The organism is Peribacillus sp. Bi96, assembly GCF_918698115.1.
Taxonomy (GTDB): domain Bacteria; phylum Bacillota; class Bacilli; order Bacillales; family DSM-1321; genus Peribacillus.
Window position 1 is genome coordinate 46,536 of sequence record NZ_CAKKLV010000019.1, and the last position, 18,864, is coordinate 65,399.

An 18,864-nucleotide genomic window follows, 5' to 3' on the forward strand; every position below is an offset into this window, starting at 1 on the left:
TGTAGATGTTCTCTACAAAAAAATTGATTTCTGCAAATCCGCACTAAAAAAAAAATAAGCCTTGCATTTGCAGGCTCATTTTTGAATCAATTCATTTGTAACTAAGAAATCATAGGCTACTTTCGATACATCTTGATGAAGAATATCTACCTTATAGACTAATTGATGGATCTTTTCATTTGTTAATTCAGCCGAAAGGCGGTTTAATTTTTCACGAACGACAGGATATTCTTTCATTGTTTTCGTTAACATGACAGGCGCAGCATGATAAGGTGGAAACACCACTTTATCCTCCTTTAATACAACTAAACCATATTCCTCAATATGGCTGTCTGATCCCATCCCAACAGCCACATCCACTCTTCCCTCTTTTACTGCCAATGGAAGAATTTTCGAATCAAGGGCAATCACATTCTCTTTCCCCATGTCTATATGATAAGCCTCGTTTAAACGCTTAAAACCGTCTTCTCTAATCAAAAACTCTTCGTTTGTTGCAATCTTTATTTTCTTTTCTTCTCTTTGTATATATTTCATCAGATCGCTAATGGTATGAATATGATGTTTTTCCACGAAGCTACGGGTAACGAAAAGTCTCCAGCTACTATTAAAGTCACTGCGATTTAACCAGGTGATCCCGCTCATCGCATCTTCTTCTTTTACGAGATTATACAATCGATCCCCATTATAAACAGGAGACTTTTTATGATAGTACATTCTAGCTGTATTTGTGTATTCCCAGTACATATCAATATATCCTTGTTCAAGCGCTTGTCTAATGGAAGGACTGTCTAGAAAGCGAATTTCTTTTACGCTAAAACCTTCATATTTTAATAGCAATGCAGTCATTTTCATTAGCAAATATTGTTCTGTTAACGCTTTGGACCCGATCTGTATAACTGGCTTTTCGGATGTTTCTTCTGGTTTTAGCTGGTTTTCTTTTTTGGTTAAATCTAAAGAATGGGAGTCGTTACAAGACAATAAAAATAGGCAGCATATAAAAATCACGAAAACTCTGCACACTTTAAAAAAACTGCTCAAGATATCCTCTTCCTCGATGTTAGAGTCATGGTTTAATCCCCATTTTTTTCATTTTATAAATAAGAGTATGACGTGCAATTCCCAGCTTTTCTGCCGCCTTTGTTTGATTATCGTTTGTTTCATTAAGTGCTTTTTTAATCATTTGTTCCTCTACCTCTTCCAATACTTGTGAAAGATTATTGCTTATCGCCTTTTGCTCATTGTACATGGATGGTGTGTGATCAACATGGATTAATGGCTTGTTAGTATAGCTGTCCTCTAAATCGGCTAAATCGATCGTTCCTATACGCTTTAGGATGTGCATCCGCTCTATCGTATTTAAAAGCTCCCGAATGTTCCCTGGCCAAAGGTGTGATGACAATTGTTGCACCACCTTTGGATGAATGGCAAGTTGTTTTGTGTATTTTTTATTTAGTTTTTCAATTTGGTGATATACAAGCGGGATGATATCTTCTTTGCGATCTCTTAATGGAGGAATTTCAACTTCCATCAAATTAAGACGGTAATATAAATCTTCCCTGAACTTCTGTTCTTGGACTAATTTTTTCAAGCTTTTATTTGTAGCGGCAATAATTCTTACGTCCAATGAATGGTACTCATTGCTCCCAAGTTGCATTATTTTCTTTTCTTCAATAACATGGAGGAGTTTAACTTGCATACTTAATGATATTTCCCCGATTTCATCCAAGAAAATCGTTCCCCCATCTGCTGCCAAAAACTTCCCTTTTTGTGAGGATGTCGCTCCAGTAAAGGATCCTTTTCGGAAACCGAACAACTCGCTTTCTAGTAGCGTTTCTGGAATGGCTGCACAGTTAATCGCTATAAATGGCTTGTCCTTGCGAACACTGTTTTCGTGAATCCATTTTGCCAAGGCCGTTTTTCCAACACCGCTCTCTCCAAGAATAAGAATGCTTGCCTCTGTATCCTTTACACGTTGTACCAGCTCCATCACTTTATTCATCTTCTCACTTTGGGACACAAACCTTTGAGTACTCAGCCTAACATCGTCCTCCCCCCGAGGTTGCTGACATACCTTAACGACAATATTTTTTAGTTCCTCAAGTTCAATCGGCTTATTTAAATAATCAGTTGCACCTAGCTTCATCGCCAAGACAGCGCTTTCAACATTTCCATAAGCAGTCAACATGATAACGGGTATATCTTTTTCCTTTTTAATGACTTTTAAGACATCTATCCCTGTCATATCTGGAAGCATATAATCTAAAATAACGGCATCGATCTTTGTTTTACTTATGATATTTAAAGCTTCTTGTCCATTTTGTGCAACAAAAGTACGAAGATGTGCCTTTTGTAATTTACGGGCGATCAACTTACATAATTGCCCTTCATCATCCACGATTAATACATTCCAAGTAACTGTCATGGTGCCCCTCCTCGCTTGTGCAAAGATTTATACGTTCCCACTTGTGGTTTCCGTTATTTCTTCTTTTAAAAATCGGCAAGTCGTGATGGTTCCTTTTCCTATGGCACTTACCATTTTAAGTTCGCCATCATGCTCGGCCAAAATGTCTCGGGCAATCGTAAGTCCAAGACCTGATCCGCTTTCCTTTGTTGAAAAGAAAGGATTGAATAACCATTCTAAATCTTGTTCATTAATTCCAATGCCAGTATCCTCAATGATGACACATACATTACCTTGGCCGTCTATATTTTCTTCCCTTATTGTGATGATAATCGATCCACCATCAGGCATTGCTTCGATTGCATTTAAAATTAAATTCAAGAATACTTGTATTAATTGATCATAAGCTCCCTTTATATAAGAATCGTTCTCATAATTTCTGATGATTTGGATCTTCGTTTCATTTAGCTTTACTCTCAGCAGATGGATAATTTCTTCTAGTATACTTTGCAGAGATATATTTTCTCTTTGCTTCTTATTTACTTTGGCAAAGTTAAGAAAATTGTCTATAATGTCTTTCATTCTATTTATAACAACATAAATATCAGCCGATAATTCCTTGATTTCTTCTGAGCATTCGCTTTCCTCTGCTTCTTCCAATAACATCTCGGCCGATCCGTATAAAATGGCCAGTGGATTTTTTATTTCATGAGCAAGTCCTGCTGTAATTTGACCGATCAATGCCAGTTTGTCACTTTGTTTTAATCTGGCCTCCAGTAGTTTCATTTGTGAAATATCCTGCATGACAGCAATAATACCAATCGTTTGCAGGTCTTCATTGTAAAACCTAGAGGTCGTAATTTTAATAATTCTCTTGTTGCCCTTTGCATCAACAATATTGCTTTCCATTTCTTCACCCTGTTTTCCAGAGTTTACTGTCTGCAATAAGACAAAGTCCCCAGTTTCAGATTTGATAGGCAAGTCACTAAGATGAATTCCAATCATGTCATCTCGTTTATGGTGGACCATTTTTTCAAATTGCACATTTACATAAGTGATGATACTCTCTTGATTAATGGTGATGATACCATAAGGAATTCCCTCAAGGACGTCGTAAAGATAACGCTCTTTCTCCTCCAGCATCTTTTGCTTTTCGTAATTGCTGTTCCCCATATTTATAATCGTATTAGTCAACAGTCCAAGTTCGTCTGGCCGTTCCTTTTTGTTCTCGTTTAAAGGGAGATACGTACGAAGTGGATGATATGTTCGGGCATATTCAGTCAAACGAATGATTGGATACAAAATACTTTTCATCCCCAACCAAGTAAAAAATAAACATAAAACCATAATGGTAATAAAGCTAATCCTTAATGCAAATGAAAGCTTGTGGATAGGTTCAAAGGCTATTCGTTCCGGCACCCCATAGACGAGGTCCCATCCATCTTGCATTGCTTGATAAGCGGCAACACTTCGTTCTTTTTGCCAATTAATCTCCATAGACTCTGAAAAGCCGCTTAACACTTGTAAAGAAAAAGTTTGACCAATTTGATTCTCCGCCGTCGAAGCAATGACAGTTCCTGAGCTGTCGGTAATATAGCTAAAATGTCCCTTGCTCAAACTTACACTTTTCAATACTTCTGACAAGTAATCTTTACTGACTTCTGCTATCAGCACTCCCTGAAATTCTTTATTTTTCGAAAAAACTGGAACGGAAATTGTTACAACATTAACTCCCCAGTAGTTCTGAATATTATCTGAAACAGCATAATTATGGCTCCAGCGCACTTGCTCAAAATTCGGATAATCATAGTAAAGAAGAGACGGCTTTTGATCAAAGGGAGCTTCAAATCTTAACTTTCTGCTTTGGTCTAAAAAGTAGATAGAATGGATAATAGAACTTTGTGTTATCGCTTGCTTAGATTGAGTATACATTCGATCCAAATCAAGTTGTGTATCCGTATCTTTTCCAGCTATCAACTGGAGCTGTAATACAACATCCGTCATCTCTGTATTTAGTCTCTTGACAATCATATCCGTACTTGAACGGTTTTGTGCAACGATATCTTTCTTTATTGTTTGCTCCGCATATCCGATTATAAGATTGTAGATCAAAATAATTGGAATAATTAAAACCAATGTAAAGATATATAAGTATTTTCTCGTAATGCTTTGGTTAATAAATTGAAACAAATTCTTTATGATTTTCATTGTAGACACCCTATAAAGTGCAATTTGATAGATAAGAGAATTATAGCAGATAAAAAACGAATAATTAGAATTTCCATTCTTTTCAGTTTTTCACCGGATTTAGGGCATGATGATCGATAGGTTAGGGTGATGTTTATACAGGAGAAAAAGTCACCGTTGATTCTGATCTGGCTAATGTAAAGCAAAAGTATGTAGTACGGTCATTGAAAGTAAAACCACTATAAGGATTAAAGCAAAATTAAAGGGTATAAGCTCTGTTAATACAGAACTCATACCCTGCTGATGTCTAACTATAATTCTTTTTGACATTTTACCATGATAAATTTAAATGGAGGTTTATTTTCCATATTCTTATGTGGCTCAACAATTTCCGAAAATTCTATCAATCCATATTTTCCAAACTCTTGTTTTATCGAATCAGAATCATAAAAAAACATTTTTACCCCTTCCATTATCTCGAAATAGTCTTTACCCAGTTGTTTGCCCTTTGCAAACATTGGGGCTTCTTTTGAAATAGTAGTAAAGATCATATATCCGTTTGGCTTTAACTGATTATAGCAATCTTCAATAAACTTATCTCTCTCACGATTATTCAATAAGTGAATAAGTGCATAACAAAATATACCATCATAAAGTTTGTTATCAAAAGGCATATCGGTTACTGAACCATGAAAAGTACTAATATTAAGCCCATTTTGCCTTGCCAAATCAATCGCTGTTTTTGAAATCTCAATACCTGTTATATTTATTCCGTTGTCAATAAAAACCTTTGCGTTTCTACCATATCCAATACCAGGAATCAATATATCCTTAACTCTCTTCTCAAGGAAAAAGTCCTTTGTCAAGATTGCGGAGTCTGAAGGTTCAAATCCCCACATCATTTGATTTTCTATAAAACTTGATTCCCAGAATTCTGTCATACCTCAATCTCCTTTACAAATATTAGCTCTCTTTCTTTAAGATCTGTTGTTTTTGTATAAGCATGGGCTACGTTACATTGAACCATCAAGTTCTTTACCTTTATTGCTTCTTTATCATTTCCAAATAGGTCCAGCCATTTGAACCAGTACATATAGTTACTGATATATTTAGTTGCAACACCCTTAAACCTATTCATCCACTTCTATAATTTGCTGTGAATAACATTTATGGAATTTTAGAAGGTTTTGTACCTTAAAAACTTTCAGCAAAAAAACTCTTATGCATTCGAGGATTTTATGCCTCCTAAAGAAATGCAGCTTCAACAAAATCCATGATGACTCCAGCCGCCGCTTTATTGCCCTCCGCCGCCGCAATCACCAGCTGAGAAGGCGTGCTGAGTGATGTATCTCCGCATGCATATACCCCTTCAACCGTTGTTCGTCCAAATGAATCCACTTTAATCCCGCCGTTTGGAGTGACCTCGCAGCCGAGCTGTTCCGCAAAAGGAGCAGACTGCACCAAGTCTGTCACCACAATTCCTGCCTCCCTTTGGATTTCCTGTCCGTTTTTCAGTCGGATCGATGTCAGCTGCCCTCCCTTCGATTCAAGACCTTCAATCTTTTCTTCCACGACTGCCACGTGCTGCCGAGCCAAGATATCCTTCTCCTCATCAAGCACCTGATAGCCATTTGTAAACACAATTACATCACGGCTCCAGTTTGACAGCAGTTTTCCCATATGAAAAGCCCGTTCATTTTCCGCAATCACCGCCAATGCTTGGCCCCGCATTTCCCAGCCGTCACAAAATGGACACCCAAAAACACTCGTTCCGTATACATTCTGAATGCCTGGAATCTCCGGCAAAACATCCCGAAGACCTGTTGCAAGAAGCACTGTTTTCGCCGTGTAATCCGTTCCGCCTTTCGTTTGAATCCGGAACACACCACTGGCTTTTTCAATAATCTCCACCCGCTCCTCCTTAATGGAGACAGACGGATATTTCTGGACATCCGTTCTTGCCCGCTTCTTGAACTCTGAAGGCTTTACCCCATCCTGTGTGATAAATCCGTGCGACTCCTGCGTCACCCGGTTTCGAGGTTTATCCTCATCAAACAAAATTGTTTTCCGTCCAGCACGTCCCATGACCAACGCGGCATTCAGTCCAGCAGGTCCTCCACCAATAATTACACAATCCAACACATGAAACACTCCTTCTTTATAAAATCTATTAAAGACCCTTAATATCTTTAATTTGTGCAAAAAAATTTATTTTTCTTTTTTTGTCTCATGACAATGTCTTTTTTCTATCTGCTCCGCAATGCTTTGAATCGTTCGTTCAGCCAGTTCTTTCTTCATGTTGCCTTCCGCCTCGATCATCACACGCTCAATTAAACATTCGCTTTCGTCATGGTCAAACCCACAGTTGAACAGCACCGACTGACCCTCCACCGCTTCAATAACATTCAGAAAAGAAATGTCCTGCGCGCGGCGTGAAATACTGTAGCCGCCTTTTGCTCCTGGCACTGATTCAATTAATCCTGCCTTCACAAGCTTCGTCAAAATCTTTGACAAGTATGTCGGAGACAAATCCTGCATGTAGGCCAATTGCTCCACGCTTACCGTCTGACCTTTTGGTTCCATCGTTAAATGCACCATTGTATGGAGTGCATAATTGGTTGCCTTTGAATACTTCATTGATGCACCTCATAATTAAAACTATTACAGACTTATAATATCTGTAATTGATTGTAACTCATGCTGCAAAAAACCGCAAACTTTTTCCTCACCTAACGCCTTTTTTGATCCCCTTTCAAGGTCCCAGCCCAATTTCCTTTCTTTATAACTGACAAAGAACAAGTTGAAGAAATTAGCACAACAACATTTGAAAATGATGAAATAGAAGTTTCTGCAAAAAAGATTTTTGACAAAACATTTGCCATTGAAAAGGCACCTGCTGTACAGGTGAAAGTTGGTGTAAAGTTTACTGGCGCTGTATTTAACGGAGCAATTGGCTTTGCTATAGGCGGCGGTGTAGGGGATATTCAAACATTTATTATCAAAAAAGGTAAAAAAGAAGCAGAAAAGGTATTACAAAAACTTCGTTAGTCGTTTAAAAACATGGGGAGATCCAAAATTAGCTTTAGCTACAGTGCTTGTGTAACTATTGCACTAAATTATTTAGATGTTGGCAATCAGATTGCCAAACAACTTGATAAAAGAGATAAGAGGCCAAATAATGGTTGGATAGATTTTCATTAAATTTAAAGGATGATTAATTAATGATGAAAAAATCAAGCAAATATATTGTCCTATTTCTCTGGGTAGTATTTTTTTGATAGTATATGCCCAAAGGTATTTATTATTTTATTGTAGGAATTTCAGTACTTTTTCTAAGTGCACTTTTTATTTTAAAGATGTTTAATCATTCAAAAGATGTAGAAAGCTAATATTTAGGTGATAGTAACAGCCTTTTTTCGAGATGTTGTTTGTATCCCTTTCTTATTTTATCGTTCAACTCTAATTGATTTTGTTGTTTCTTCGCTTTTTGATTATTTTTAAATTTAATAGCTATTAAACTTGATTACTATTAAAACTCACCCTATACATTGTTTGTCTTATCCTCTTTCTTAGGATTGAATCAACCTTTTAATTTTTTCCCTTAACATTCTTTTGATGTTTTCAATTTTTCGGGAGTGCTCTCTGCGCTACAAGCGTGACTGGTAACGATCCACACGAGAAATCAAGGGAAAATTAAAGGGTATGGGCAAGGGGCCCATACCCTAATGATGTCTACTTTTTTGGGTTGAACAAGTTTCTCCCCTTCATATCATTATTGTACTATTCTCTGAGCTTTTTCCGTATATCCGCCGCAACATTCTTTAACGCCTTTTTTGATCCCCGCTCTAAGTCCCGGTCCAATTTCCTTTCTTTATAACTGACAAATAAGGTATTCAGATCATAGCCTTCCGGATATAAGTCGACGGCTTTTATTTCTAGCTCCAGCCTATTGGCATGAACCTCCTTGAAAGTATCTTCAAAAAGCACGACGACATTATTGAACGAATCCTTCTTCTTATAAACGATCGCATATCCATCAAGTTCGCTTACCTTTACCTTGTCACCTACTTCAAATTCATACAAAGCTGTTTTTGAAACGGCTGCCGCTTTCACTTTTTTGATTTTACCTTCCTGAACGAGACCCAAGTCATAGTCTTTATTATCGATATAGAGCTTTGCCTTTTGCAAAACCTTTTCACGAACATTCATCTTTTTCGCGATCCACAGGGCATTGCTTTCCCCGGATTGCCCGATCAACAGCTTATACTTTGGCTCAAGTGTTTCACTATTGAACTGCATAGCCGCATTCATGAAATCACTGTGTATTTCCGAATAACGCTTGATTTCACCATAATGGGTCGTCGCAACGGTTATGCAGCCCCTCTGATAAAATTCCTCAAGGATGGCAATCGCTAAAGCAGCACCTTCATTCGGTTCCGTTCCGCTCCCGATTTCATCGAACAGCAGCAATGAGTTATTGGTTATTGCCCCCATGATTTCCGATATGTTTTTCATATGCGATGAAAACGTGCTCAGCGCATTTTCAATACTTTGATTGTCACCGATATCGACGAATACCTGATCGAAGACGGCAAGCTCAGTCCCCTCTTTTCCGGCAACATGAAGCCCTGACATGACGGCCAACGTAAGGATGCCGATCGTTTTCAGGACGACTGTTTTACCTCCGGCATTTGGACCAGTAATGATCAAGCTACGATAATCCTTACCGATCTCAAAATCCAAAGGTACACTGTCTTGTGGCAAAAGAGGATGTTTACAGCCTTTTAACTGAATATAACCATGATCATTGATTTTCGGTTCGATGGCATCCATGCTTTTACTGAACTTGGCTTTTGCGAAGATCATGTCATATTGACTGATTAGCTCGATATTGATCTTGATCGGTTTCAGCTGCTCGAAAACCGTGCCAGATAATGTGGCTAAAAGTTGATACTCTTCCATCGATTCTTCCGCTTTTAAACTAGCCAATTCTACATTCAACTTTGTCACCGTGGCAGGTTCCATGAACACGGTAGCCCCTTTTGCCGAAACTTCCACGATCGTTCCGGCCACCTGATTTTTATAAGAGGCTTTGATCGGGATTGTATAGCGATCATCTTTTTTACTGATGAAAAACTCCTGAATGAACTCTTTATTGGCCCCGCTCTTCAAGAACTTATTTAGCCGTTCCTCTATTTTACTTTCCGTCTTGATGATTTGGTTCCGAATCCGTTTCAGATCCTTGCTGGCTTCGGAAACGACGATATTTCCCTTTATGGTAAATTGGATCTCTTCCTCGATGCTCCTGAATTCTGTCATGGAGCGGGCGTAGGAATGCAGGGTAGGAGCAAAGAACTCTTTATCGGTCATGAATTTCTTGATATTCCTGCAGCCTCTTAAGAAGTCTGCTATCGCCACCAACTCAGCGGGCTCCAAAATCATTCCCTTTTCCAGTTTGTCGATATGGTAGCCCACATGGGAAATGCCCTTTAAGGGAATATGGCTTTCCGCATTCAGCAAATTCCTTGCCTCTGTCGTCTCGTTTAACCGATTTTTAACAACGTTCAAAATGCTGCTTGGCTTTAACTGATCCAATAATGCTTTTCCTAAACCACTTACACAATGGTTTTTCACCATTTCTTTCAGTTGTATATATTGTAGTTTTTCATATGTCATCAAATTCATATCATGATCCTCCTTGAATGAGTGTGCGATTTGCCTTAAATCCAAAAAATGCCCGCAAAAGTCCCCCTACCTTTACAAATGAACAAGCCATTTGAGTAGAAAGCTCCTGCGGGCACGGCCTTATAAGGACCTAAAATCGATAACAAATTCGGCAGATCTAAATAGACCTGCTTTCAACAAAAAAGCATGGTAGGACAAATCCCACCATGCTTTTCGTCGTAACACCTACATGTTACACGATTTATGGAAAAGGAAGCAGTCTTAAGGTAGGTATTCACAATGCAGAATTGCACTGTGAAAAAAGGCATACTTAATGCACTGACCAAACAGTGATTAAATACCTTATTCAACTAAATTAGTTGATACCTACTCCCGACATAAAACACCACACCTTTTCTTAGATTGGAATTAACATACCATATAAGTAATAAACAGTCAATGTTTTTTCATCTTTTATAAAAGCATGTAAATCGGATATCATTTATTAAGAATTTAAAAAAGAGGAGATGCAATGGATATTTTCCAAGAACAAATACCGCCACGGAGCATTTCCAGAGCTAACTAAACGTTATTGCAATAATGCTTCAGTCACACCCCTTTTCAGTGTCTGAATATTTACTTTAAAATTGGGGTATGTTATCCTTATATTAACATAAACTGAAAACAGCCCCATGCGCTAACATGAGGCTGACAACTAGCAAGAGTGGTTGGTCACAACTAACTTAATTAATCGTCAGAAGAAGAACCATTGCCATCTTGGGAGGATGAGTGGTTCTTTTTCCGTTTCTTGGCGAACACAGACAGGATAAGACTGGTTGCTACAGCAACAAATATCTCTTTCCCCATATCTGTAATTAAGTTCAATAAGAAATGAATCATGCGGTCACCTCCTTCCCCATCTATAATTAGATGGAAAAGCAAAACTGTGACCACCACTCTATCCTCAGTTGTCCCTCTATTTTATCATATCTTTCCCTTAATGGTAATTTTATGAAAAAAATACTGATAAAAAACGTGTATTCTTCCCCTTCTACTCTGGTGTAGATTAATTCCCTTTGTTTACAAGTGCCGCTAACAGCTGAACAACATCACCAAAGTAGGAAACCCTTTGATAAGCAATGACGAAAAGGCTTGCTGCAATAACGACTAATGAGACCGTTTTAATTAGCTCAAATTTCTATTGATTTTGTTCAGTCATAAGGAACATCTTGTGGTTATCCACTGGTCAATGTATAGACGTTTTAAAAGTACCTACATATCACTCTACTTTTTTCAATATCAAAGGTCGGGAAACTTATTCAAAAGTGGATTTATCGATTCCAATCATCTTTTTCCTGGTGATAGACATTGTATGGGGATTAGGACGAGAAGGGGCAGTATAATCTTATTCAGCGTTATTTCAAACGGCATATATTTTTCATCCTGCTATCATTTTTCATTTTTTTATTAGCATTGGCAAAGGGGATTATCCATTGGATAATCCCCTTTGCGGTTTAAGCTTCATCATTCATTATGAGAGGGACTATTTTCCCTTCATTCACGTTGATCAATCCATGGTCGGTTATTTTCAGAGCCGGGCTGACAGGAAGCGATAAGGTGCTTAATGACATGATGACATTATAATGTTCGTAGCCTAACGATTTAAGTGCTTCTGTCAGATGCTGAACCTGTTCCGAAACGATGTCCATCGGCTCTTCGGAAAGAATGCCTCCAACAGGAAGTGGAATCATGGATAGGACCTCGCCATCTTCAACGCAACAGACTCCGCCTTGTTTCCTTATTACTTCGTTAGCGGCGATCAGCATATCCTGCTTATTATGGCCGATCACCAAAAGATTATGGTTATCATGCGAATACGTGGTGGCGACCGCTCCCCGCTTCAAAACATCCCCGGCGATCAACCCGTGCGCCCTGTTACCGTTTTTCCCGTACCGTTCGAATGTGGCGATTAAACCGTATGGGGTTTCCTCCCAGCATAATTCACCATTCTTCCCATTTAAGCTATCATGGGTTTCAGTCGTGAAAGTGGAACCATTCTGCACGTTGATGATTCGGCACTTGATGTGTTCATGATTATTTGAGATTGGGATGTTAAAATCGTTTTCAGTAAGTTCCGCAAGCTTCACACTTTGATAGAAATGCTCAGGAAATTGTCTTTCCTTCACTTCTTGCACATATGGACGTGAAGATTCATAAACGAGCTCACCTTTTTTGTATACTTGTTCAATATCAAATGTTTCCAAGTTGGATACAAGCAGGAAATCTGCTGCTTTTCCAGGTGCAATGGCGCCACGGTCATACATCCTCATCCGCTGTGCAGGTGTATAGGTGCATGCATAAATGGCTTTTTCCGGGGACATGCCCATTAGAATCGCTTTCTTCAAAAGGACATTCAGATGTCCTCTTGTTTGGAAAGAGTCGGTCATGACGTCATCGGTGACAAAGCAGAAATGCTCATCCACCTGCTTTTCCTTCAAGTAATTCATCACTTCTTCAGTCATTGATTTTTCTTGAATCTCAATGAACATTCCGGCAGCGATCCTCGCGTCCATCCCTTCCACGGTCTGGTGTGTATGATCTGAATTCACTCCGGCATAAACAATCTTCTGCAAGTCCAAGTCGAGCAGCTTTGGAACGTGCCCCTCTATGATCAGATCTGGATAACGGGAACGGATATGTGACAAGATCTTATTCGTTTTACAATCAGGGTCGGTTATGACCTCATAGTAATTCATGATCTCGCCGAGACATTTAATGTCCTCCGTTTGCATCAATTCATCTATATCATCTATTTCTATAGCACCGCCTGTTGTTTCCATCGATGTCGCAGGAACGGAACTCGGGATGGCATAAAACATATCCGCTACGCAATCTTTACTCGCTTTGATCATTTCCTTCACACCAGAAATCCCGAAAACATTGGCCATTTCATGCGGTTCCGGCACGATTGTGGTCACGCCATTCTTGATTAACCCGTAGGAAAACGTCGCAGGCGTCACCATCGTACTTTCAATGTGCAGATGGATATCGATCAGACCCGGGACCATATACTTACCTTGTCCATCGATGATTCTATCCGGCTCGAAGGCATCTAATTCCCGTTCTCCAATATAATAGAACTTTCCATCCTTGATGGCTGCATTTCCTTTAATAAATCTTTTAAAATAGCTGTTAAAAACATTGATATCTCTTACTAGCATATCCATTCGCATAACTTACCCTCCTAAGCTAGTCAACAAGCACCATCTGATTTCTCGGAATTTCAAGGATGATTTCCTGACCCGTCCGATAAGATTCCGTCATTTCCTTGTTCACAGTGAAATCACCTATTGGGGTTTCAACGACATATTGATAGCTTCTACCAAGGTACGTACTTACCTTAACCCTGCCAGATAAACTATTTTCCAGGACCGCTCCCATGTCCTCTTTTTCCCTGATTAGCAGATCGTCCGGCCTGATAGCACCTATTTTTCCACTCGCATTGGTCATCTGTGCATCCTTGTGCAGCACAAAAGAGTATCCTGATTTGTTCAGTTCAATTTTGTCTTCATGATCCGTCCGCTTATCAAATTCAATGAAGTTCTTAAAACCGATGAAGTCTGCGACAAATTTGGTTTGAGGATACTTGTAAATGGTGGCAGGATCACTAAGCTGCTCGATGATGCCTTTATTCATGATCGCTACCTGGTCTGATATGGAAAAACACTCTTCCTGATCATGGGAAACATATACCGTTGTAATCCCCAGTTCTTGTTGGATACGGCGAATTTCGACTCTCATATTCACTCTTAAATTCGCATCTAGATTACTCAAAGGCTCGTCAAATAATAAGATATCGGGTTCAATCACCAGCGCCCTGGCAATCGCAACCCGCTGCTTTTGCCCTCCGGAAAGCTCTTGGGGATATCTCTTTTCAAATCCTTTTAAATTAACGATTTCAAGTACATTCATTACCTTTTTTTCAATTTCACTTTTAGAATTCTTTCTAAGACGAAGACCGAATGCAATATTATCGAATATCGACAAATGCGGGAATAATGCATAGTTTTGGAACACAAAGCCAAAATTCCGCTTGTTAACGGGCACTTTCGTATAGTCCTTTTCCTTGAATAGAAACTTCCCTTCGTTCGCCTGTAAAAATCCGGCTATTAAACGCAGGGTCGTTGTTTTCCCACAGCCGCTGGGGCCAAGAAGGGATACCAGTTTCCCTTTTTCAATCTCAAGATTGAAATCTTTTAATATATTCTGTTTGTTATATGCTACAGAGATATCTTGTAAAGTGAATAAAGCCATCCATCATTACCTCCTTTATCGTTTTGTGAAATAAGTCAATCCCATGAGCCGTTCGACTATAAACATGAAGAATGCCGTTATGAACATGAGTAATACGGAAATGGCTGAAATCGTAGGATCGAAGTAGTTCTCTACATACGTCAGCATCTGTATCGGAAACGTACTCACCCCAGGACCTGTCATATAAACGGAAATGTCTACATTATTGAAGGATTCCAAAAAGGCGATCATGACTGCCGCTAGAATTCCTGATTTTATATTCGGGAGGACGACTGTAAAGAATGTGCCCAATTTACTTGCTCCAAGACTCTCCGCCGCCTCTTCAATGGAAAAGTCGAAGTTTGTTAAGCTTGAAGAAATCACACGGATGATGAACGGAAGCATGATAACAGTATGTCCCACAAACAGAGCCGCATAAATCGGAAGCTGGTAAGTCCCCACAATATAACGTAAAAACGCAAAACCTAGTACGATACCCGGAATTAATATTGGAGAAACGAAAAATGCATTAATCACACTTTTCCCTTTGAAATCAAATCGGCTTAATGCATAGGCAGCCGGCACTCCCAGTAACAGTGCCAAAAGGTTGCCTCCCAATGAAACAAGGATGGACGTTTTAAAAGCGACCAAAAACATTTCCACATTAAAAATATTCTCGTACCATCTTAAAGAAAGCTCTTCTGGCGGGAACTTCAAAATATTTCCGCCTTCAAATGACGTAACGGATATGATAAGCAAAGGCCCTAGTAAAAAGAGAAACACCAGGAGAGTAAACAGGGCCAATCCTCGATTTTTTTCCTGCATACACCTCTACCCCTTTGGATTTAATTTTTTTGCCAAACCATTCATGATCGATATGATAAGAACTGTTACCGCAATCATGATGGTTGCGACAATCGATGCCACTTGCCATTCGTTCAATGTAATCGCATTTTGATATAGAAAGGTCGAAATGACCCGCTGTTTCCCACCTAGTAAAGCTGGCGTTGTATAAGCCGTGAAGCTCCCTACAAAAACAAGAATGCTGCCTATGACCAAACCTGGAACCGAAAGCGGAATGATCACTTTTGAAAACACTGCCAATCTTGATGCTCCAAGGCTCTCCGCCGCTTTTAATAAATCGGTCTCGATGTTTTCCATTACTCCCACCAACGTCACAATGATCAATGGCAAGAATAAATGGACCAATCCGATGATGATCGCAGTTGGCGTGTACAGAATATCAAGCGGTTGTTCAATAAGGCCCATGCCCATAAGCATTTTATTCACCACACCGTTTTTACCGATAATGACCATCCAGCTGAATGAGCGAACCACAGGGCTTGTTAATAGCGGGAAGATCGTCAGCAAAAGCATGATGGCTTTTTTTCTTTGTTTCAGTTTCGAAATATAATAAGCTGCTGGAAATCCTAATAGAATACAAATGATTGTCGTGAACAGACTCACCCTAAGAGTCGTTAGCAGAATTTCAATAAAGTATCGATCCTTGAAAAAATCGAGATATCCTTGTATGGAAAATCCGTTTTCAGTAAAAAATGTTGTTCCGATCGTTAATAGGATGGGAATGATCATGAAAATCGTCAAAAAAAGTAGCCCTGGCAACAGCAACAGGTAAAGATAGCGTTTTTTCACCTCGGAACCCCCTGTTCGTATTATTTATGAATTGATTATGCGAATAAACAGGTCGAAAAACGCTTCCGCATTGACGTCTAGACAAACATGAACATTTGCTGGCTTCATCAGCCGATTTTGAAAGTCACAAACCATCTGTCCATCACAAAGCTCACTTTTTGTTTCAACATCCACATAATATTCTTCTCTAGTGACAAGATCTTCTTGCAGAGCGATAGCTACAGCTAATGGATCATGCATGGCACAAGCCCATATACCGTTACGTTCAAAATACCTTTTCCGATAATCGGATGTACTTTCTCTTATATAGTCAGAAAGTACATCGTTTTGAACCGATTCGATATGCTTTTCTCCCAATAGAACCTTTCTCGTGACATCAAGACCCACTTGCGTGATCGATTCGAACCCCGCCTGTAATACGATTTTGGCTGCTTCAGGATCAACATATGTGTTATATTCCGAGGTTGGCGTGACATTGCCAACCCCTTTTATAACTCCGCCCATAAAAATGACTTCTTTTACAAGTTTGGTGATTTGCGGACATTTTTTCACTGCTAGTGCCAGATTCGTAAGAGGTCCCGTCATGACAAGCGTTACTTCATCAGGAAAATTCAAAATGGAATTGATAATGAAATCAGCAGCAAAACCATCATCCGGCTTCTTTATGGATGGCACATCCTTCAAGGCTCCGCCAATCCCGTCTTCCCCATGGATCCGGTGTTCAAAAAAGGGGCTCCTTATTATTGGGCTATCTGCCCCCTTTATGACGGAAATGTCCTGTTCACCCAACAAATCCAATATTTTGCATGTATTCAGTGTGGCTGTATCGAGTGATACATTCCCGTTTACTGTTGTAATCGCCAATATGTCGAATTGACGGCTTTTAACAGCAAGAATGATCCCAATCGCATCATCTATTCCAGTATCCACATCAAGAATCATTTTTTTCTTCATCAATCACACCTCTTTACTTTCTTAGTGTGTAAGTTCACGATTCCAACGATCGATCCATTGTTTAGATTCTTCATTTACAAACTTCATGTCCAATACACGAAGGCTGTTAATGACGTTATCTCCATAGGTTAAGCCTTTCGCTTCCGTTTTTGAGAGCTTGACTTCCGTATTGACAGGAGAATCCACTTTCGCTTTCGCTGATTTTTCCTGAACTTCCTTGCTTAAGATGTAATTCATGAACTCCCCAGCCAATTCTTTTTGATCACTGGCTTTAACAATATTCACCGTATTCATGACTGCGTAGCCGCCTTCTTTTGGGGAAATGAACTTAGCATTAGGAACTGCTTCCTGTAAATCGCCAAAATACATTTCCATGATCGGGCCTGCTGCAATCTCCCCTTGTGAGAACATGTTTACGAACTCTGACGTTTGTCCATATTCTTTTACCGTATTCGGCATGATCTGTTTCATTTGAGCAAATGCTTTATCTTCATTGAACTCTTCACTTCCACTTACTTTCGAAGCGGCATCCAAAAACATCGGTCCAGTTGTTGAAGTGATGGATGGGATCGTGATTTTACCCTTCAAATCCTTGCTCCAAAGATCTTTCCAAGAGGTAATCGGTTTACTCACTTCATCGGGATTATAGGCAATGCCAAATTGTGCAATGGTATAAGCTGGTCCAAAGTCAGCGCCGTTTGGTGCTTTTGCTTTGTCGTATATTTTATCAATATTCGGAATTTTACTATGGTCAACTTTCTCAAATAACCCTTCATCGATGCCCTGCTGTGCATAGTAGTCGGATAAATAGATAACATCCACATCGTTATTCGCTTGGCGTACCTTGTTCAAACGATCAGCATTATTTCCTGAATCAACGACAATCTCGACATTATGCTCCTTTTCAAATGGTTCGTAGACTTCCGGCCGGAAGAAATCATCGGCAAATCCCCACGTGGAAACGACTAATTTTGTTGGTTTTTCCTTTCCTTCCTCCTTTGAAGAGCATGCAGCTAAAACTAATGTGAAAAGCGATAACATCATTAATATTTTTTTCATCATCCAGACCTCCAATTTTATATTGTTTAAACTTTCCTTTTTACTGATATAAATGTAAAAAAAGACAATCTTAAATAGAATTTAAATTCTACCCAAGATTGTCTTTTCTTTGTAAACAAAGATAAAACTTATCATTTGGCTCACTTGTGGCGTTCCCTCCAGATAAATCCGAAGTGAAATCCATTTATATGATTATATAATTTTTTCCTTCAATACAATATTGGTGAATGCCAGCTGCGTCGCTGAGTCATAATCCCTCAGGACGGCTTCGATATCCCAATTCGTTTGCGTTTCCAGCTTTTGTTTCAGTTTCTTTTTATAAAGCAGGGACATATGAAAGTCAACCTCCTGCTTCAGGCTGGGAACTTCCCCTTCTAAAGCTTCAGAGCGCGGGGCACGCCGATGTTTGGCCTGAAATGTAATCACATTCTGTTCAACGGTAACCTTCAGCAGCGTCGTACCAAAGCCGAACAATTCCTTCGATACCTCATTATACATATGAGAAAGCAATTTCTTCGTTTCGTTAGAGTTTATCGGTAAGATGACTATCACCTGCCAAACTATCATTTGAGGTAATTATATATACTTTTTCTTAATTGCACAAGATAATATTCGGATTTCGCACAAAAAAAATGTTTTTTTTTATTAAAAAG

The 18,864-nt window shown here is 39.2% G+C and carries 16 protein-coding genes and 1 pseudogene; 1 reads left to right on the forward strand and 16 read right to left on the reverse strand.

The window, feature by feature from the left end; genetic code table 11:
• Nucleotides 1-75: 75 nt before the first annotated feature.
• The 7 genes and pseudogenes from LQ203_RS20135 to LQ203_RS20165 form a co-directional block, all read right to left on the reverse strand.
• Nucleotides 76-1,038 (reverse strand): glycine betaine ABC transporter substrate-binding protein, encoded by a 963-nt coding sequence (locus LQ203_RS20135; protein WP_230160695.1) that lies wholly within the window; start codon nt 1,036-1,038, stop codon nt 76-78.
• 25 nt (nt 1,039-1,063) lie between these two features.
• Nucleotides 1,064-2,422 carry a sigma-54 dependent transcriptional regulator gene (locus LQ203_RS20140; protein WP_230160696.1) on the reverse strand — a complete coding sequence of 453 codons (1,359 nt, stop codon included), beginning with the start codon at nt 2,420-2,422 and terminating at the stop codon, nt 1,064-1,066.
• 27 nt (nt 2,423-2,449) lie between these two features.
• Nucleotides 2,450-4,609, reverse strand: coding sequence for a PAS domain-containing sensor histidine kinase (locus LQ203_RS20145; protein WP_230160698.1), 2,160 nt, complete (start codon nt 4,607-4,609; stop codon nt 2,450-2,452).
• A gap of 290 nt (nt 4,610-4,899) precedes the next feature.
• A complete protein-coding gene (locus tag LQ203_RS20150) occupies nt 4,900-5,529 on the reverse strand; it encodes a class I SAM-dependent methyltransferase (RefSeq protein ID WP_230160700.1) in 630 nt (209 codons plus the stop codon).
• Nucleotides 5,526-5,759 (reverse strand): annotated as a pseudogene (locus LQ203_RS20155) (IS1595 family transposase); the annotation flags it as partial. The gene LQ203_RS20150 and the pseudogene LQ203_RS20155, both read right to left, overlap by 4 nt.
• A gap of 74 nt (nt 5,760-5,833) precedes the next feature.
• Nucleotides 5,834-6,730: an NAD(P)/FAD-dependent oxidoreductase gene (locus LQ203_RS20160; protein ID WP_230160702.1), complete on the reverse strand. Its 897-nt coding sequence runs from the start codon at nt 6,728-6,730 to the stop codon at nt 5,834-5,836.
• Nucleotides 6,731-6,796: 66 nt separating this feature from the next.
• Nucleotides 6,797-7,225: an Rrf2 family transcriptional regulator gene (locus tag LQ203_RS20165; RefSeq protein WP_230160704.1), complete on the reverse strand. Its 429-nt coding sequence runs from the start codon at nt 7,223-7,225 to the stop codon at nt 6,797-6,799.
• A gap of 267 nt (nt 7,226-7,492) precedes the next feature.
• Between LQ203_RS20165 and LQ203_RS20170 the strand changes: the two genes are divergently transcribed.
• On the forward strand, nt 7,493-7,636 hold the full coding sequence (locus tag LQ203_RS20170; protein ID WP_230160706.1) for a hypothetical protein: 144 nt from the start codon (nt 7,493-7,495) through the stop codon (nt 7,634-7,636).
• 732 nt (nt 7,637-8,368) lie between these two features.
• Here the strand turns inward: LQ203_RS20170 and LQ203_RS20175 are convergent.
• The 9 genes from LQ203_RS20175 to LQ203_RS20215 all read right to left on the reverse strand — a co-directional run bounded on the left by LQ203_RS20175 (nt 8,369) and on the right by LQ203_RS20215 (nt 18,754).
• Nucleotides 8,369-10,273 carry an endonuclease MutS2 gene (locus tag LQ203_RS20175; protein ID WP_230160708.1) on the reverse strand — a complete coding sequence of 635 codons (1,905 nt, stop codon included), beginning with the start codon at nt 10,271-10,273 and terminating at the stop codon, nt 8,369-8,371.
• A 726-nt stretch (nt 10,274-10,999) separates the two neighbouring features.
• Nucleotides 11,000-11,152 (reverse strand): hypothetical protein, encoded by a 153-nt coding sequence (locus LQ203_RS20180; RefSeq protein WP_155726505.1) that lies wholly within the window; start codon nt 11,150-11,152, stop codon nt 11,000-11,002.
• Nucleotides 11,153-11,766: 614 nt separating this feature from the next.
• Nucleotides 11,767-13,485 carry an adenine deaminase C-terminal domain-containing protein gene (locus LQ203_RS20185; protein ID WP_230160710.1) on the reverse strand — a complete coding sequence of 573 codons (1,719 nt, stop codon included), beginning with the start codon at nt 13,483-13,485 and terminating at the stop codon, nt 11,767-11,769.
• Between the two features lie 16 nt (nt 13,486-13,501).
• A complete protein-coding gene (locus tag LQ203_RS20190; protein WP_230160712.1) occupies nt 13,502-14,566 on the reverse strand; it encodes an ABC transporter ATP-binding protein in 1,065 nt (354 codons plus the stop codon).
• 15 nt (nt 14,567-14,581) lie between these two features.
• Nucleotides 14,582-15,370, reverse strand: a complete 789-nt coding sequence (locus LQ203_RS20195) for an ABC transporter permease (RefSeq protein ID WP_230160713.1) — start codon at nt 15,368-15,370, stop codon at nt 14,582-14,584.
• A gap of 6 nt (nt 15,371-15,376) precedes the next feature.
• Nucleotides 15,377-16,198, reverse strand: coding sequence for an ABC transporter permease (locus LQ203_RS20200; protein ID WP_230160714.1), 822 nt, complete (start codon nt 16,196-16,198; stop codon nt 15,377-15,379).
• Between the two features lie 24 nt (nt 16,199-16,222).
• The gene (locus LQ203_RS20205) at nt 16,223-17,152 is read right to left on the reverse strand and encodes a nucleoside hydrolase (RefSeq protein WP_230160716.1); all 930 of its coding nucleotides are present in this window, start codon (nt 17,150-17,152) and stop codon (nt 16,223-16,225) included.
• A 21-nt stretch (nt 17,153-17,173) separates the two neighbouring features.
• Nucleotides 17,174-18,211: an ABC transporter substrate-binding protein gene (locus LQ203_RS20210; protein WP_230160718.1), complete on the reverse strand. Its 1,038-nt coding sequence runs from the start codon at nt 18,209-18,211 to the stop codon at nt 17,174-17,176.
• A gap of 192 nt (nt 18,212-18,403) precedes the next feature.
• Nucleotides 18,404-18,754: a DUF2294 domain-containing protein gene (locus tag LQ203_RS20215; protein ID WP_094246708.1), complete on the reverse strand. Its 351-nt coding sequence runs from the start codon at nt 18,752-18,754 to the stop codon at nt 18,404-18,406.
• Nucleotides 18,755-18,864 lie beyond the last annotated feature (110 nt).